This is a genomic window from Pseudomonas sp. SJZ079 (genome assembly GCF_007993865.1).
GTDB lineage: Bacteria > Pseudomonadota > Gammaproteobacteria > Pseudomonadales > Pseudomonadaceae > Aquipseudomonas.
This window is the reverse complement of the sequence record NZ_VIUH01000038.1, coordinates 1-17,087: the sequence shown is the minus strand read 5'-3', so window position 1 is coordinate 17,087 and position 17,087 is coordinate 1. Positions and strand designations below refer to the sequence as shown.

The window sequence follows — 17,087 nt, the reverse complement described above, 5'->3', positions numbered from 1 at the left end:
TAAATCCTTATGCACTTTGACTAAGGCGACGCTCGATTCGCGGCGCCGCACCGGCACTGCGCGTGCGCGACTAAGGTGCTGGTTGCGCCTCGGCGTTGGCTGGCGCTGCTGCTTGCGCGGCAGACGCTTTGGCCATGCTCGACAGGGTTGTACCCAGCGCAAGGTTGCTCTTGCGCACGCTCTCGATAAAGCCGCTGAAGGGTCGGTCGGTGATGCCGAGCAACCCCAGATGGCCGTTCTCGCCATCCAGCAGGCGCCCGGTTACCGGCTGATCCAGATACTGGAACCAATGCGCACCGACTATCGCGGGTTCGGCCAGGGCCTGCTTGAGAAAATGCGCGTACGCCGGTCCGCGCTGCTCTTCCTTAGCCACTTCGCTGACCCCGCCCCAGAACGGGCCCCGATCACGCGAACCGAAATGGAACTCGCTGATCAGCACGGGTTTATCCAGCGCTCGCAACGCGGCGAAATCGTAACCCTGCTGCGGCTCGCGGGTATAGAAGTTGAAACTCAGCACATCGCAATACTCGGCGCAGGACGCTACCGCCTCCGGCGTGCTGATGGCGAAACGGCCACCGAGCAGCAGGTGGTTGGGGGCGTGCCAATCGAGCGCATCGGTGATGGTCTTGAAATAGGTGTCGGCGAACAGTCGCTGAAAGCGCTGGAAATCCACTTCGATGGCCGGGTGTTCGGCGCTCGGCAGCGGCGCCTCAAAGCCTGGATCTTCCATCAGCTCCCACGCCGTCAGCTCGATGCCCCAGGCACGCGACAAGCCCCGCTGGTTACGGTACTTGTCGCGCAACTGCTTGAGGAAGGCACGCTTGGCCGGCACATCGGTGGTCGAACGCAAGGTGCCATAGGCCAGCGCATAGCGCCCACGCGGCCCCGCTTCCGGATGCGCCCAGGCCAGCTCGTTGTCGGCGAAATAACCCAGCAGCCAGGGGTCATCGCGATGATCGCGGGTGGCGATGGCGACGGCACGCTCGGCGGCCATGGCGAAGCGCGGATCGAACGGATCGGGCATGCCGCCCCACCAATCGAGACCGGTGCTGATGGTCTGGTAATCGCCACTGATGAACAACGGCAAGGTGTAGGGCATCCGCTGTGCTTCACCCAGGGCCGGTGCGCTCCAATTGCCGACGGTATTGAAGCCCCAGGCCTGCAAACGGTCGAGCGCCTGACGAGTCCAGCGCTCGGCATCGAAGGGCCTATCGGCACAGGCGGGTTCACGCGCGTTCTGCGCGGCAGATGTCTCGCCAGCGACATCTGCCGCAGTGATGACCTCGGGGGTAGTTGCCGCTTTAGTTTCCTCGGTGTTTTGCGCCCCATCCGTCGACTTTACCGGTTCGCTGCAACCGGCCTCGGCCTGGGTGCGCTGCAGGTTAGCCCGGTAAAAATCGAACCAGCGCCCATGATCGAAACCACGGTCTTTGCTCGCGCCGGTGTTGCTCCGGCTGTCGCTGCTGCCGTACTGCGCAGCCAGCGGTTCGTCGAGCTTGGGTAGCGCACTGAACATCGTCTCCCGACCTTCGATATAGGTCTGGCTCTGACTGGCAGTCACCGCATTCACCCCGAGAGAGAAAAACCCATGCCCTTGAGGGGTGACCAGGTACCAACGGCCGTCTTGCTGCTCGGTGCGAAAGAATCCCGTGGCCTCGAACGACGGACCACTGAGCAAACCGCCGAACTGATCCTGCTCGGGGCGTTCAGCCAGCCACTTGTTCAGTTGCAGCTGTTCCTTGGCGGCGGCCGCTTGCAGCTGCGCGACGCTGCTGACTTTTTCCGGCCAATGGCCGCGAGTGAACTGACCAAATGCATCGACGATGCCGGCATAGGCTGCCTGCTGAACGGCAGTGCCCTCGCGCACGCCAAAACGGCCGAGCAGGATACTTTGCGGCACATTCGGCTGGTCCATGGAGAGGGTCACCGCTGTGACCTGGCTCGCATCCAACTCGCCCTCGACGGTGGTCGCCAGCAGCACCAGCTGCCCCTCGTAACGCCAGGGCATCGGCGGCCCGGCGCGCATGCCCAGGGCTTTCGGCGACGTCGCCTGCAGCGGCACCAGCAAAACCTGCGCCGGCCCTGCCGGCAGGGCGATGCGACTGTTCAGCACCTTACCGTCACGGCTTTCGATGCGCAGGTTCAGGGTCAATGCCCAGTCCATCGCATTTTGCAGATACAGGGTCATGGCGCCAGCCTTCGACCAGTCCCAGACGCCAGCTTGCGGAGTCATTCGCAGACTCGGCCGCTCGGCGGCATTAAACACCAGCCGGCGCAGCAGCTCACCTGCCTGGGTGGTTTCCCCCGTCAACTGCGGAAAACTGGCGTCACGCGGTGTCACCTGCACCACATCGGTGGGGCTGACGAAGTTAAACAAGGTTTGTTGACCCGCTGGTGCGGCGAACAGCGGCGAGGCAAACAACAGGGCAACCACAAGCAACGCGCGGCACATCATGTACAGGCTCTCCTAAACGACCAGCCAACAGACACTGCATACACCAGGAATTTTCCCGGCCAGCAAGGGCCTCAGGTTATTTCTCGGCGAAACGGTGGCAACGCATTGAGAATCGCCTTGCCATAACGCTGGGTGACCAGCCGCCGATCGAGCAGGGTGATGGTGCCGCGATCCTCTTCGGTGCGCAGCAGGCGGCCACAGGCTTGGACCAGGCGCAACGACGCATCCGGTACGGAGATTTCCATGAATGGATTGCCGCCGCGCGCCTCGATCCACTCGGCCAGCGCCGCCTCCACCGGGTCATCCGGCACGGCAAAGGGAATTTTGGCGATCACCACGTGCTCACAGTAGGCGCCCGGCAGGTCGACGCCTTCGGCGAAGCTGGCCAGGCCGAACAACACACTGGACTCGCCTTCGTCGACCCGCGCCTTGTGCTTATTCAGGGTTTCCTGCTTGGACAGGTTGCCTTGGATAAACACGCGCTTGCGCCAGTCGCGATCCAGGCCGTCGAAGACTTCCTTCATCTGCTTGCGTGAGGAGAACAGCACCAGGGTGCCACGCGAGCCCTCCACCAGCGCGGGCAGGTCGCGAATGATCGCCGCCGTATGCGCCACGGCATCGCGCGGGTCGGCCTTGAGGTCCGGCACCCGCAGGACGCCGGCATCGGCATGATGAAACGGGCTCGGCACCACCGCGGTTACCGCCACTTTCGGCAGACCGGCGCGCATCCGATAACGGTCGAAGGTGCCCAAGGCGGTGAGGGTCGCCGAAGTCACCAGAGCGCCATGGGCCACGTTCCACAAGCTGCGCCGCAAGGTCTCGGCCGCCAGGATGGGGCTGGCGTTGACCTCGATATCGAACAACGCACCGCTCTCGGCCAGACTCAGCCAGCGTGCCATGGGCGGACTGTCCTCCGGGTCTTCGGCGGTGAAGGCCAGCCACAGCTCCCAGTTGCCCTGGGCGCGGGCCAGCAGGCTGCCGAACAGCGGGTACCACTCTTCCGCTTGATGGCTGGCGATACCGATGGTGGCTTCGCCATCCATGGCTTCCTTGAGCTTCTCGGTGAGCCCGGTGAACAGTTCGGTGAGTTTGGAGAAGCCTTTTTTCAGTTCCAGCCCCATCTCAGTCAGGTGCTCTGGCACCCGGCCACCGACGAAACGATGACGTGGTCGTTCGCGACCCTCCATGTCCTCACCCGGTTTGAAGTCGGCCAGTTGCTCGCAGGCGCTGAACATGAATTGCTGCTGAGTCTTGATCTCCCGCGCCAGCTCCGGCACCTGTTCGATCAAGCGTCCCAGGTCGCCAGGCAACGGATGCTGGGCCAGCAATTTGCTGAGATTTTTCGCCGTTTGCTCCAGCCAGTCGGCGGTCGAGCGCAGGCGGGTGAAGTGGGCGAAGTGGCCAATCGCCTTATCGGGCAGATGATGGCCTTCGTCGAACACATAGATGGTTTCACGCGGGTCCGGCAGCACAGCACCGCCACCCAATGCCAGATCGGCGAGTACCATGTCGTGGTTGGTGACTATCACATCGACCTTGCCCATGCCTTCGCGCGCTTTATAGAAGGCGCATTGCTGGAAGTTCGGGCAATGACGACTGGTGCACTGGCTGTGATCGGTGGTCAGCCGCGCCCAGTCGGCGTCCTCCAGCTCCTCGGGCCAGCTGTCCCGGTCGCCGTCCCACTTATTGCCCGCAAGCTTTTCGATCATTCCACTGAACAGTTTCTGGCTCTGCTCATCGACGTCGATTTTGAAGCCTTCTTCGGCGAACAGTTGGGCGGTGGAGCTCTGCGCCTGACCTTCCTGCAACAGCAGGTCGAGCTTGGACAGGCACAGGTAGCGACCGCGCCCCTTGGCCAGGGCGAAGCTGAAGTTCAGACCGCTGTTGCGCATCAGATCCGGCAGATCCTTGTGCACGATCTGCTCTTGCAAAGCCACGGTAGCGGTGGCGACCACCAACCGTTTGCCCGCCGCCTTGGCCGTGGGAATCGCCGCCAGGCAATAGGCCACGGTCTTACCCGTACCCGTGCCGGCCTCGACCGCCACCACCGCGGGGTCGCCGCTGCGCTTGCCTTCATCGTCGGTGTTGATCGCGCCGAGCACCCTGGCGATCTCGGCGATCATCAAGCGCTGCCCATAGCGCGGCTTGAGCCCCTTGGCATCGAGAAAACGGGAGTAGGCGCCCTGGATCTGGGTCTTGAGTTCGGTACTGAGCATGATGATCTGGGCGCGAAAAGGCTGGATAAATTTTCAGTGTTTGCAAACGGCCGCTATCATAACGCGCTATTCGATCCGGCGCAGAACCGCTTACCGGACCGCTGAAAATAGTGGCGAGCGCCAACTGAGGAACTGGACGCGGGCCTGGATGCCAATGAGCGCTAAGCCTGGCGCATGCCAAAGTCACGTATCTCAACAGGGCATGGCCTCTTGAGCCCGTCGATTGTTTGGCGACGCGCGAACAGGCGTTCACCGCTGCCGGCTCGAAAGCCTGCCCTCAAGGTGCAGCAACACGCGTACTACGCGGTGGTTTTACAACGGACTTTTACCTGACTGGAGTACCTGCATGACGCCTCACGCTTTGACCTATGCCCTGCACCTGTTTGCCGCCCTCATCTGGGTAGGCGGCATGTTCTTCGCCTGGATGATCCTCCGCCCCGCCGCAGTCAGTGCGCTGGAAGCCCCGGCGCGACTGAAATTGTGGCTCGCGGTGTTCAGCCGCTTCTTCCTCTGGGTATGGGCCGCCGTGCTGGTGCTGCCGATTACCGGCGTGGGCATGCTGCACCTGCGCTTTGCCGGCTTCGAAGGCGCCCCGCGTTACGTGCACATCATGATGGGGCTCTATCTGGTCATGCTCGCGCTGTTTATTCGCGTGCAGGCGCTGCAATTGCCGGAGTTGCGCCGCGCGGTAGCCGCCGAAGACTGGCCGAGCGGCGGCGCAGTCCTCGGACGGATACGCCGTCTGGTGGGTTTGAACCTGATATTGGGGCTGTTCGTGGTGAGCATCGCCGCGGTACGCCCCGGTTTCTGAGCCGCGCCAGGAGCGCATGACCCGCTCCTGAGCCGCCCTGTACGGCGCTAAAAGCGCACTAGACTCAGATCACCCGCTGCACCTTGGACGCCCGCGCGCCCCGCCTGGCCGGGCCGTCCATTGGCAGCGCCGTCGGCACTGTAGAGCCAGCAACCGGTGCTTGCACCACCGCTACCGCCGCTACCACCTTTGCCTGCCGGGCCACCGGCACCGCCATCCAAACGAATCTGCAGACGCTCGAGCGGAAACGCCTGCGGCACTTCCACGCGAACCCGGCCACCCGCCGTGCCAGTCTGCCCGTCGCCGCCGTTCTGCCCGTCATAGCCGCGGCTGGCCTGCCCCCAAGCACAACCACCGGCCTCACCATCGGCGCCATCCAAGCCTGCGTAACCTGGCGCACCCGAACCGCCGCGAGCATCGACTATCAATACATCAGTCACCACGTTCTCCAGGCGAATGCTCAGCGTGCGTCCAGGCAATGACTGTTTAAGCCGAGAACCAGGGGCGCCACGCGCACTTATCTGTGCGCCGGGGGCAATTTCGCCATGACCGACGTGCAAACGAAAAGGTCGCTCGCTTGGCGCAATGGCAATCCGAGCTTCACGACCAAGGCGCAGTTCGCTGACGCGAATTTCAGCCAGCCCCGGTGGAATCATCAAGGTGCCGTTGTCGGCGATGCTCAACCGCTCGATCAACAACACGTCGGTGGTGGCCGGCAAACGCAGCAGTGCGTGGGACTCGACTTCGATCAAGGCCTGCGCCAACGCCATCGGGCTGCACAACACAGCCAATAACAAGAGGCTACGCATGCTCAAGCTCCTGTGGCACTTCGAGCGCTGCTTGAGGTTGCAGCTGCGGCAACCCCATCACATGGAATATGCCGAAGAACATGACCTGCGCACGCTCCTGCCAAGGCCGCGGACACCCGTTGAGGCGACTCTTGAACAGCAGCAGTTCAGCCCCATGAATCAGCAAAATCAAGCCACCGAGCACATGCAGCAGCAGCGAGAAAGGCTGTGCAAACGGATCGAACAGATTGGCCAACAGCACGCCCCAGAACAACGCCGCCACCACTTTGCCCAGGCCTAAGAAAGTCGTCATACCCGCCCCTTGCAGATTATTCTTTGGCCGCACCTTAACTGCTGCTGGTTGCCCGCACCAGCCGGAAAAAAGCGATAAACCAATAAATACCGGCGCAGGCGCAGCCTCACCGAAGACAGCGTGAGGCGCTGCCGGTCGGATTGCCTGAGGTGGATCAAGGCCGTGCTTCGACCTCAGCCTCTACCCGACGATTGATGGCGCGTCCAGATTCGCTAGAGTTGTCGGCAACAGGTCGAGACTCACCGTAGCCAACGGACGAAACCCGGCTGATTGCGATACCGTGCTGCTTGACCAACACATCGCGCACGGCATGCGCACGGCGCTCGGACAGACCTTGGTTGTAGGCATCAGTGCCGATGGCATCGGTGTGCCCTTCGACGGTCGTGGTGGTCTGCGGGTACTGTTTCATGAAGTCAGCCAGACTCTTGATGTCGGCTTGGCTGCCCTGTTTGACCACGGCCTGATCAAAGTCGAATTTCACGTCCAGCTCGACGCGAACCGGCTCGGCCACTTCAACGACTTCGGGCGATATGACTGCCAGGCTGCTGGAATACTCCTTGAGCGCACACCCATTGTGATGCACCGGCGTATTGGCCTGCGTGCCAGGACAACGATCTCGCCGATCGAAAACGCCATCGCCGTCTTCATCGCCATCTTGCGCATAGCAGATCAGGCCGCCCACTAGCGCGCCTGCTGCGGCACCGCCTGCTGCCCAGGTAGAATTTTCGATTGCGCCCAAGCCACCTCCGGCCAGGCCGCCAATCACACTGCAAAGAGGCCAGTTCCTCTGGTTGAGTGGCACATTTCCCGAACTGGACGTCGTGGCACAACCAGCAAGAACACTACTGACCATGAGAAGAGGAATAACCGTTGCGAGGTTAGTTCTCATGGGAAGTCTCCTGTGTCACCGGCTAAGCGCCGATAACACAGGAGTAAAGACCCACAACTCGAACTGCACAAGCATAGTTACAGGCCAACAGGCATCCCTGCCAAAGCCTTGGAATTGCTGCCAAGCGCGAACGAACGCTTATTGCTGGGCTTCGACCTCAGCCTCAACCCGACGGTTGATGGCACGCCCTTCCGCAGTGGCGTTGTCGGCAACAGGGCGAGACTCCCCATAGCCTACCGCGTTGACCCGGCTACCCGAGACACCATACTGGTTGACCAGGACGTCACGCACAGCGTTAGCACGACGCTCTGACAAACCTTGGTTGTAAGCATCAGTGCCGATGGAGTCGGTGTGACCCTCAACAACCGTGGTGGTTTGCGGGAACTGCTGCATGAAATCAGCCAGGTTCTTGATGTCGCCGTAGCTGCCTTCTTTGACTACCGATTTGTCGAAATCGAACTTCACGTCCAACTCGACTCTGACCATTTCAGCGGGTTCAGGCGCCATGGGCTCCTCGACCATAACCTCCTCAACCATCGCCATTTTTTCTGCCTCGGCGCCATGCACCCAGCAGTATGCTGCCGCCATACCGGCACCGACAAGCGCGCCACCGCCAGCCCATGTCGAGCTTTCGATCGCGCCCAGCGCAGCGCCGCCTACACCCCCGACAGCGGCACACATCGGCCAGTCGCTCTTCTGCAAGCCAGCACAACCAGTCAAGAGGCTGGTCGCCAAGATCAGGGGTACTGCTTTCCTTGTGATGCTCATAAACAAGTCTCCTGTGGGAAATCGGTCCAAAACCGATACTTATGGAGTAAAGACGCCAGTTTTAGAATCCGCCAGATATGGTTGACTCACTTGGGAGAAATGATCGTTCTAGGCCATCTCGCGCCAGCGCGTTAGTCTTTCCGGACTTGATCGAGGATTTTCGATGACTAGTATCTCTTCCCGCACGCCACAACAAGCTTTGGCCGCCTTGCTTGAGCGTTATGCCCCGAGCCGCTTGCTGTTGATCGGCGCCAGCGAACTGCCGGCCATCGCCGCATTCCAGGCTGCCCACGCGGATTGCCAGATCACTCACGCCGTAGCGGGCGCCTTGCCGGCGGATGTAGCTGCACATCGCTTCGATCTAGCACTGATCGTCGACTGCCTAGAGCATCTGCCTAAACGCACCGGCCTGGAACTGCTCGGCGGTATTCGCAATCTGAATGCCAGCCGCATGGCGGTGTTGGTCGACTTGCGGGCTTGCGCCTGGCAGGACACCGACTTCTACGCCCTGGCCCTGCAAGCCAGCGAACGTTTTCAGCGCGGCGAGCAGATCCTCAACCTGTTCACCTACGACCTGCTCGACTACAAACAGGTACCGGACTGGCTCAACGCCAAGTTTTGGGCCAATCCGGAAAACTTCGGCAAGTATTGGTGGTGATGGCATGCTGACCACTCCCCACACAAGCTGTCCTTGCGGCAGCAGCAAGCCTCTGCACGAGTGCTGCGGCCGTTACCACGCTGGCACCCCGGCACCCAGCGCGGAAACCTTGATGCGCTCGCGCTACAGCGCCTATGTACTGGGTCAGGTCGACTACCTGCTGGCGACCACCCTACCCGCCCAGCAAGACGGCCTGGATCGCGACGCAATAAGCGCCTGGAGCGCCCAGAGCACCTGGCTTGGCTTGGAGGTGGAAAGCGCCGAGATCCTGGCTGGCCAACCGGAGCACGCCTTGGTGACCTTCACCGTGCGCTGGCACGATGACGACGGTGAGCACAGCCATCGCGAACGCTCAGCCTTCGTGCAGCACCTAGAACGCTGGTACTTCATCGATCCCAGCGTAGAGCTGAAGGCCGGACGCAACGATCCATGCCCCTGCGGCAGCAGTCAGAAATTCAAGAAGTGCTGTGCAGGTTTTACCTAGTAGCCTGTACGGCCAGACGGTTAACTCAAGTTGGGATGCTGGAGCCCTGCGACGAGACGCTGCGATGAGTCAAAGCGGGCTATGGCGAGGAACGGCAACGCAGGGTCAAGGCTTCAAACGCCGAAATTGACTAGATAGAACGCACCACACAGGCCACTCGCCCACCTTGCACCCCGCCCCTTACTTGGCCTTGATTCCGAAGCCGACTAGGCTTCGACGAAATCGAGCGACCTAGGCTCGATTCGATAAGCCACCAAGGAGATTCACATGCAACAAGGAAACTGGTGGGTGGCCGGCCTGGCCGCCCTGATGCTGGCGGGCAACGTGCAGGCGGATGTCCAGGTGAAGCTGGGCAGCACCGCTCGCGTCACCCAGCTGTTCGCTTACCCCAACAACTGCAACGTCATCTGCTATCGCGATTGGACCCTGGCGCAAACGGTTGAGCACTACCTGACCCAAAGCGTACAACGTGACGGTTACAGCGCCGCCAAGGTCAGCGTCAGCACCGACAACGACCAGCTGTATGCCCAGATCAGCGGCGTGCCGACGGGCTACGGCCAACCGCTCACCAACCTGCTGGACGCCGGCGATCTAGCCTACCAAGGCGCCGCCAAGCTGAGCGCCGACGGCAAGTGGCAATACAGCTGGTACTTCTTCCTACCGCTGGGCATGGCCTTGGAAAACCGCCGCAGCGTCGAGTTGTTGCATTTTCCGCCGGACTATTCACTGACCCAGGCGCAGGACTACCTGGAATCCAAGACCACCGACCGCTGGGCCAGCCTGCTCAGCGTTAACGGCATACCGGCCGAACTAACCCCTGCCTACCAGACCATCATCGACATCGCGCCCATCGCAGCCCCCGCCAGCGCCGGCAGCTCGTTGGAAGGCACCTACGACTACTTCGAGGCTTACCAGAGCAGCATGGTCGCGCAGCTGACCGCAAGCACGGACAGCAAAGCACCCTCGCTACCGATGGTGGCCTTCGGTGGACCGGTACGCGACTGGGTAAAACAGCAGTATGGCGTCAGCCTCGACGTACTAGGTCTCGGCCAGATCGCGCCGACGGCCGGACGCACGGTCGCCGTGCTGGGCTCCAACCATCCCAGCTATATCTGGTATGCCGCCGATCCGGAAAACTACGGAGGCGACCAACAGAAGGCCGACCAGGCCGGGCTCAAGGTCATGGGCCAGGACATCTCCGCAGCCTGCTGGCAGGCCAGTATGGGGCAGAACCCTGCCGCCGACGCCAGCACTACCCTCAGCAGCTGCACGCAGAAATGGCAGGTAAGCGATAAACTGCAGACCTGCGAACTGTTCTATACCTCGATCCGCAGCCTCACTCCAGAACAGGCTCAGGCCAAGTGCGCAACCACGGAGCAAACCGCCTCCAACGATTGACTCGGCGGTAAACCTACGTCTTGGCTGCAGTCAGACCAGGCGCGAGTCGCAAAAACCCAAGGCCCGCACGCGCGGGCCTCGGTGCGTCACTCCTGCAACTTCAGGTGCGAGATATCCGGCCCTGGTGCGTCGGGCTCTGCTCGCGCCTGCCCCATATCGCTACCAGCTGGAGCCAGACTGAACTGCGACAGGTCGAGTGGCGGCGCTTGAGGCTCGGGTTTGTCATCTTGCAAATCGTCACCCAAGGGGGCGATGCCGAAATCCGGCGCATCCACCTCGGCGAAGGCCGCCATGTACTCATCCCGCGGCACGACAGTCAGTCGCCCCGCCGGGACACTCTCCGACGGTTGAACGCCTGCTTGGGCGGGCACTGGCATGGCCGGTGGCGGAGCCAGCTCGACCTCTTCGACCACCACCGGCATGGCCAGCACCTCGATCAGGGCTCCGGCACGCGCCAATGTGACACGGTATTTTTCCGCACCGGCGGCATCCAGGTTGTTCTTGATTACGATGCGCCGTCCGGAAAACAGCATGGCAATGCGTTGGGCATCGGCCTGAAATAGCTTGGCCAGATTGGCTTTGACCTGGTCCAACTGGGCGCCCGGTACTAATTGGCCGGCAAAAGCAATCTCGTAGAGATCCATGGTCATACTCCTGTCCTAATCGACATACAGTATGGCGCAGGTTTTTTTGCCCTCACAACACGTTGCAGCCGAGCAGTTGCTTGTTACACTGGGGCGTCATTCGGAGTATGAAATGTCTTCACCGAGCAAAATAATAATAATTTTCAAGATCTTACTTTTTTCAGCCCTACTTGCAGGCCTCGGCGGATGTTCCACGTGGATGACGGGGTCTTTCCAAGATCCAGATGTTCGCCTGATGAAAGTTGAGGTCATCCGCGCCAAGCTGCTGGAACAACACTTCGTCCTGCGTTTTCGCATCGACAACCCCAACAGCATGAGCCTGCCGGTCCGCGGCCTGGATTATTCGGTCCACCTCAATGAGGTGAAACTGGCGGAAGGCGAGTCCGATGCCTGGTTCACCGTTCCCGCTTATGGCCACCATGTGTTCGATGTACCGGTGCGCACCAACCTCTGGCGGCATGTGCGGCAAATCGTCAAAATGCTCGAGCATCCCGATGAACCGATTCGCTATCAGCTCGAAGGCGAGGTAAAAACCGGTTTGTTGTTCGGACGCAGCGTGCACATGAAGCGAAATGGCGAGATAATTCCCGGCGATTTTATCCCGGAGTAACGACGCATGAACCAACAAGCCCACGTCCACGGCCCTGACTGCAACCATGATCACGACCACGACCACCAGCATGACCATGGCCATGTACACGGTCCCGACTGCAACCATCAGGAACCCGTGCGCAACGCCTTGAAAGACGTTGGTCGCAACGATCCCTGCCCCTGCGGCAGCCAGAAGAAATTCAAGAAATGCCACGGCGCCTGACTCGCCGATGAGCACCCTAAACTTGGTTTTGCTGGTGACTGGTGTAGCGCTGCTGACGGCGCTGGCGCTGTATGCCCTGTATCTGTGGCGCCGAGTCTGGGCGCAACAGCGCAGCCAGGAGCAGGCGACCAATGAACGCCGAGAGCGCCTGGCTGGCGACCTGCAAATCCTTGCCGGCAGCCTGCTCGACGGCCAGCTACCGCTGATCGAAGGCGCCATCCGCATCAAGGTGCTGCTCGACAACTACGACAGCGCACTGAGCCAGGACACGCGCTGCCAGGTGTTCCATCAACTGTTTGAAGCCACGGCCCAAGTGCCGACCCATGGTGACTGGAAAGCACTGGACAAGGCCACGCGGCGCCAGCACGAAAAGCACTTCCACGAACTGGAGTTGCAGCATAAGGCCGCCGCCCGCACGGCCGCCCGCTGGCTGCTTGACGATGCCCTGCAGCCCCCATCCAAACGGGCTTGACACACCACTGATAGCATTGCCGCCGGCACGGTACGCGACGATGGATGGACGGTAGACGCCAGCCCGCTAGAGCACTGCCTGGGAGCCAAGCAACACCCCCCCGGCACAGGCTCAACTCGCACACTCGATTTCGCTTTGTGCGTTGAACTACCGCCCGCGCCATGCAGCCACCCCTTTGCCCGGCGGTATCCCCCCACAAGGATTTGGGAAATATAAACGCACGAATGGAGCGAGCGCTGCCTCCGCCCCTTGCCAGGTGCCTTGCCGCTCTCTAACGTACTCACCTTTACACATCTGCCACCGCCCTAAGATGCGGCTGGCCATATGCCCCGCACTGCTAGGCTACTGAGCAGCGCACTGACCCCAGCCCTTACCCTGCGTTCTGCAAGGAGCCTGCTGCATGCTATCGCGCGTGTTTCGCCCAATGGCCCACCTGAGCCTAGCCACCGCACTGACCGCTACAGTGGCGCTTAGCGGCTGCCAATCGCTGCTTAACAGTCGATACACCGACAGCCTGCCTCCAGACCAAGGCATCGTTCGTGTTCAGGGTTTGACGCAAAGCGTAGTGGTACGCCGCAATGCCTTAGGCATGCCGCTGATCGAAACCAGCACTTTCCATGATGCGCTGTTCGCCCTGGGCTATGTGCATGCCAGTGATCGACTCAGCCAGATGATGAGCCTGCGCCTGATGGCCGAAGGCCGGCTGGCGGAAATGGCGGGACCCGGCGTACTGGAAATCGATCGCTTGATGCGCGCGGTCAACCTGAAAAAAAGTGCCGAGGTGCTCTACGCCAACGCCTCGCCACGCCTCAAGCGGTTCTTCGAGGTCTATGCCCGCGGCGTCAACGCCTACCTGTTCCGCTACCGCGACAAGCTGCCGATGGACCTGGCCGAGTCCGGTTACCGTCCACCCTACTGGAAAGCCGAAGACTCGGTGCTGGTGTTCTGCCTGCTGAACTTCGGCCTGTCGGTCAATCTGCAGGAAGAAATCGCCACCCTGGTCCTGGCGCAGAAAGTCGGCAGCGACCAGTTGGCCTGGCTGCTGCCGACCTACCCGGATGAACCGCTGCCATTCGAGGAAGCGGACAAGCTCAAGGGCCTAGCACTCAACGGAGAGCTCGCCGGCCTCAGTGCTATCAGCGACGCGACCGGCCAATTCGCCGACGCCCACATGCTCGGCGTCGCCGCCTCGAACAACTGGGCCATCGCCCCGCAGAACAGCCGCAGCGGCAAGAGCCTGCTGGCCAATGACACGCACCTGCCGCTGTCCATGCCCTCGGTGTGGAATTTCGTGCAGATCCGCTCACCCAAGTACCAGGTCGCCGGGATATCGATTGCCGGAGTCCCGGCGGTGGTTGCCGGCTTCAACGGCAAGCTCGGCTGGGGCATGACCATGGTCATGGGCGACAACCAGGACCTGTTCCTGGAGAAAGTAAAACGCCAAGGCACGCGCCTCTACTATCAGGCCGACGGCAAATGGCTACCCACTATGGAGCGCCAGGAAACCTTCTTCATCAAGGGCCAGCGACCGATCCGCGAAACCATCCACGAAACGCGCCATGGCCCCCTGCTGAATTCGGCGCTGGGCGAGCGCAAACACAGGCTGCAACCCCTGCAACTGAGCAGTGGCTACGGTCTGGCCTTGCAGACCACTCAGTTTGAGACCGACAAGACCCTCGACGCGCTTTTCGATCTGACGCGTGCGCAGTCGGTGGAACAGGCCTTCGAGGCCACCCGTGAAGTCCGCACCATGCCGCTGAACATTGTCTTTGCCGACGCCCAGCACATTGGCTGGCAAGTTACCGGACGCTTTCCCAACCGCCGCGAAGGCCTCGGTTTACTGCCCTCGCCGGGCTGGGACGGCCGCTACGACTGGGACGGTTTCGCCGACCCGATGCTCCACCCTTACGACCAAGACCCGCCACAAGGCTGGCTGGGCACCGCCAACCAGCGCACAGTCCCGCGCGGCTATGGCATGCAGCTATCCAACTCCTGGTACTACCCGGAGCGTGCCGAGCGCATCGCGCAACTGGCCGGCAGCGGCAAGCACGACACGGCCAGCATGATTGCCATGCAATACGATCAGACCTCGCCCTTCGTCGGCAAGCTGCAGAGCATGTTCGAAGCCCCGGGCATGGCCGCTCCCTTGAAACAAGCGATAGACGCCCTACCGGGAACGGAGCGAGCGAAAGCCCGCGAGGCACTCAGCCGCCTGATGGCTTTCGACGGAAAGCTTGCCGCCAACTCGGTCGACGCCGCGCTGTACGGCGCCTTCCTGCATGAGAGCGCGCGGCAGATCTTCCTCGACGAACTGGGGCCAGACACCAGCCCAGCCTGGAAGGCCTTGGTGGAAACCGCCAACAGTTCCTACTCGGCCCAGGCCGACCACCTGCTCGCCCGCGACGACAGTCCTTTCTGGGACGATCGAGGCACCCCGCAGAAAGAAGACAAGCCCGCCATCCTCGCGCGCAGCCTGGCGGCCGCGGTGACCTTTGCCGAAAGCAAACTGGGCGGCGACCACACGAGCTGGCAGTGGGGCAAGTTGCACAGCTACACCTGGGCCAGCGAAACCACACAACTGGCCAAATACATGAACGCCAGCCAACGCGCCAAGCTCAACGCCATTGATGGATACCTCGATCGCGGCCCGTTCCCGGCCGGTGGCGATCACAGCACCCTGAACGCCTCGGCCTACCACTGGGGACAGGACTTCGACACTTGGCTGATCCCGGCCATGCGCCTCGTCGTCGACTTCGGCCGCGAGGAGCCACTGATCGGCCTGAACAGCTCGGGCCAGTCCGGCAACCCGGCGAGTGGGCACTACGCTGACGGCATCGATGCCTGGCTCAAAGGCCGCTACATGAGCTTCCCCTTCCAGTCGAAAAACCTGGAGAAGACCTACGGCACTAAGCGACTGCTGCTGATGCCCGGCCAATAACGAATGTTTTTCAGCCGCTGCGGAACTAATCCACAACACAGCCGCTCTGAGTAAGTGGACTTACTCCATAGATCATTTTTTAGGGCGCCTATTGGCGCCCTTTCTTTTGTCCGGCGTTAACCCAGCGCCGCCACACGGGCACAAAAAAGCCGGGCATCTACCCGGCTTCGTCACCTTACCCGCCATACCACCCGGGCATCAGGCCTTGGGCAGCGTTACACCTTTCTGACCCTGGTATTTGCCGCCACGATCCTTGTAGGACACCTCACAGGCTTCATCGGACTCGAGGAACAGCATCTGCGCCACACCTTCGTGGGCATAGATCTTCGCCGGCAGCGTGGTGGTGTTGGAGAATTCCAGGGTCACGTGCCCTTCCCACTCAGGTTCGAGCGGCGTGACATTGACGATGATGCCGCAGCGCGCATAGGTGCTCTTGCCCAGGCAGATGGTCAATACGTTGCGCGGGATGCGGAAGTACTCGACGGTGCGTGCCAGAGCGAAGGAGTTCGGCGGGATGATGCACACATCGCTCTTCACATCGACGAAGCTCTTCTCATCGAAGTTCTTCGGGTCGACCGTGGCCGAATTGATATTGGTGAACACCTTGAATTCGTCGGCGCAGCGCACGTCGTAGCCGTAGCTGGAGACGCCATAGGAGATCAGCCGTTGACTGCCCTCGGTGCGCACCTGACGCTCGACGAAAGGCTCGATCATGCCGTGCTCTTGGGCCATGCGGCGAATCCACTTATCCGATTTGATGCTCATGGCAGGCGTCCTGAATAGCTGATGGTGAAAAACTGAGCGCATCTTACCGGGGCCGGCGATGCGGTTCAAAGGCTGCTGACGAGTGCCGCGGATAAAGCTTCCTCACCTTCATCAATCAATAAATAGCAGAAAGACGCACAGAGCATTCGCCCTCAGCGCCAAAAGAGCGTATGGTGCTCCCACTGTGCTGCATGTGTCACCGCGAATCGCTACTTGATGCCTAGATTTCGATCCAAACATCGTCCGACTCCTAGTACTCGTTGCACTCAGTCCCTGCCTCGGCTTGTCCAGGGCTGCTATTACTTTTGTTAGGAGACATCACATGTCCAATCGTCAAACTGGTACCGTTAAGTGGTTCAACGATGAAAAAGGCTACGGCTTCATCACCCCACAATCCGGCGATGACCTGTTCGTACACTTCAAAGCTATCCAGAGCGATGGCTTCAAGAGCCTGAAAGAAGGCCAGCAGGTTACTTTCGTGGCCACTCGTGGTCAGAAAGGCATGCAAGCTGAGGAAGTTCAGGTAGTTTAACCTGCACTGACTTCAAAAAAGCCCCGCCATCGTGCGGGGCTTTTTTATGGTTCTTCGCATTGTCGCGGGGAAGAGAGGATTGACAGTCAGGGATGCAGGTAAATTGGCAGTCGCCAAACACACCAGCCCCTGCACCCTGCTG

The 17,087-nt window shown here is 61.1% G+C and carries 16 protein-coding genes and 1 pseudogene; 9 read left to right on the top strand and 8 right to left on the bottom strand.

Features of this window, described 5'->3' with window-relative positions; genetic code table 11:
• Positions 1–70 precede the first annotated feature (70 nt).
• Complete coding sequence (locus tag FBY03_RS21860) at positions 71–2,455, bottom strand: beta-galactosidase (protein WP_178090754.1); 2,385 nt, start codon at positions 2,453–2,455, stop codon at positions 71–73.
• Positions 2,456–2,526: 71 nt separating this feature from the next.
• A complete protein-coding gene (gene dinG, locus FBY03_RS21855) occupies positions 2,527–4,671 on the bottom strand; it encodes an ATP-dependent DNA helicase DinG (RefSeq protein WP_147174449.1) in 2,145 nt (714 codons plus the stop codon).
• A gap of 346 nt (positions 4,672–5,017) precedes the next feature.
• Here dinG and FBY03_RS21850 point away from each other — a divergent pair, with 346 nt between their 5' ends.
• Positions 5,018–5,482: a CopD family protein gene (locus tag FBY03_RS21850; protein ID WP_147174448.1), complete on the top strand. Its 465-nt coding sequence runs from the start codon at positions 5,018–5,020 to the stop codon at positions 5,480–5,482.
• A gap of 47 nt (positions 5,483–5,529) precedes the next feature.
• Here the strand turns inward: FBY03_RS21850 and FBY03_RS21845 are convergent, their stop codons facing one another.
• The 4 genes and pseudogenes from FBY03_RS21845 to FBY03_RS23360 form a co-directional block, all read right to left on the bottom strand.
• On the bottom strand, positions 5,530–6,291 hold the full coding sequence (locus FBY03_RS21845) for a collagen-like protein (protein ID WP_147174447.1): 762 nt from the start codon (positions 6,289–6,291) through the stop codon (positions 5,530–5,532).
• Positions 6,284–6,583: a DUF1145 domain-containing protein gene (locus FBY03_RS21840; protein ID WP_147174446.1), complete on the bottom strand. Its 300-nt coding sequence runs from the start codon at positions 6,581–6,583 to the stop codon at positions 6,284–6,286. The genes FBY03_RS21845 and FBY03_RS21840 overlap by 8 nt, the downstream gene beginning before the upstream one ends.
• Before the next feature lie 154 nt (positions 6,584–6,737).
• Entirely contained in the window at positions 6,738–7,472 is a 735-nt protein-coding gene (locus FBY03_RS21835; protein ID WP_256678020.1) for an OmpA family protein, read from the bottom strand.
• 138 nt (positions 7,473–7,610) lie between these two features.
• Positions 7,611–7,973: pseudogene (locus FBY03_RS23360) on the bottom strand (OmpA family protein); the annotation flags it as partial.
• Positions 7,974–8,403: 430 nt separating this feature from the next.
• Here FBY03_RS23360 and FBY03_RS21825 point away from each other — a divergent pair.
• The 3 genes from FBY03_RS21825 (at position 8,404) to FBY03_RS21815 (ending at position 10,780) form a co-directional block, all read left to right on the top strand.
• The gene (locus FBY03_RS21825) at positions 8,404–8,898 is read left to right on the top strand and encodes a DUF6231 family protein (RefSeq protein WP_147174444.1); all 495 of its coding nucleotides are present in this window, start codon (positions 8,404–8,406) and stop codon (positions 8,896–8,898) included.
• A gap of 4 nt (positions 8,899–8,902) precedes the next feature.
• Complete coding sequence (locus tag FBY03_RS21820) at positions 8,903–9,382, top strand: YchJ family protein (protein ID WP_147174443.1); 480 nt, start codon at positions 8,903–8,905, stop codon at positions 9,380–9,382.
• A gap of 267 nt (positions 9,383–9,649) precedes the next feature.
• The gene (locus tag FBY03_RS21815) at positions 9,650–10,780 is read left to right on the top strand and encodes a hypothetical protein (RefSeq protein WP_147174442.1); all 1,131 of its coding nucleotides are present in this window, start codon (positions 9,650–9,652) and stop codon (positions 10,778–10,780) included.
• Between the two features lie 86 nt (positions 10,781–10,866).
• Here FBY03_RS21815 and FBY03_RS21810 read toward each other — a convergent pair whose 3' ends face one another.
• Positions 10,867–11,424: a hypothetical protein gene (locus FBY03_RS21810; protein ID WP_147174441.1), complete on the bottom strand. Its 558-nt coding sequence runs from the start codon at positions 11,422–11,424 to the stop codon at positions 10,867–10,869.
• A gap of 199 nt (positions 11,425–11,623) precedes the next feature.
• On the opposite strand from FBY03_RS21810, the gene FBY03_RS21805 reads away from it, so the two are divergent.
• From FBY03_RS21805 to FBY03_RS21790, 4 genes are all read left to right on the top strand, one after another.
• Positions 11,624–12,034, top strand: coding sequence for an LEA type 2 family protein (locus tag FBY03_RS21805; RefSeq protein ID WP_147174468.1), 411 nt, complete (start codon positions 11,624–11,626; stop codon positions 12,032–12,034).
• Between the two features lie 6 nt (positions 12,035–12,040).
• Positions 12,041–12,238, top strand: coding sequence for an SEC-C metal-binding domain-containing protein (locus FBY03_RS21800; protein WP_147174440.1), 198 nt, complete (start codon positions 12,041–12,043; stop codon positions 12,236–12,238).
• A 7-nt stretch (positions 12,239–12,245) separates the two neighbouring features.
• Complete coding sequence (locus tag FBY03_RS21795; RefSeq protein ID WP_147174439.1) at positions 12,246–12,710, top strand: DUF2489 domain-containing protein; 465 nt, start codon at positions 12,246–12,248, stop codon at positions 12,708–12,710.
• Positions 12,711–13,134: 424 nt separating this feature from the next.
• A complete protein-coding gene (locus tag FBY03_RS21790) occupies positions 13,135–15,648 on the top strand; it encodes a penicillin acylase family protein (RefSeq protein ID WP_256678021.1) in 2,514 nt (837 codons plus the stop codon).
• A 198-nt stretch (positions 15,649–15,846) separates the two neighbouring features.
• Here FBY03_RS21790 and dcd read toward each other — a convergent pair whose 3' ends face one another.
• Positions 15,847–16,413 carry a dCTP deaminase gene (gene dcd / locus FBY03_RS21785; RefSeq protein WP_147174437.1) on the bottom strand — a complete coding sequence of 189 codons (567 nt, stop codon included), beginning with the start codon at positions 16,411–16,413 and terminating at the stop codon, positions 15,847–15,849.
• Positions 16,414–16,735: 322 nt separating this feature from the next.
• Between dcd and FBY03_RS21780 the strand changes: the two genes are divergently transcribed.
• Entirely contained in the window at positions 16,736–16,945 is a 210-nt protein-coding gene (locus tag FBY03_RS21780) for a cold-shock protein (protein ID WP_004423761.1), read from the top strand.
• The last annotated feature ends 142 nt before the right edge of the window (positions 16,946–17,087 follow it).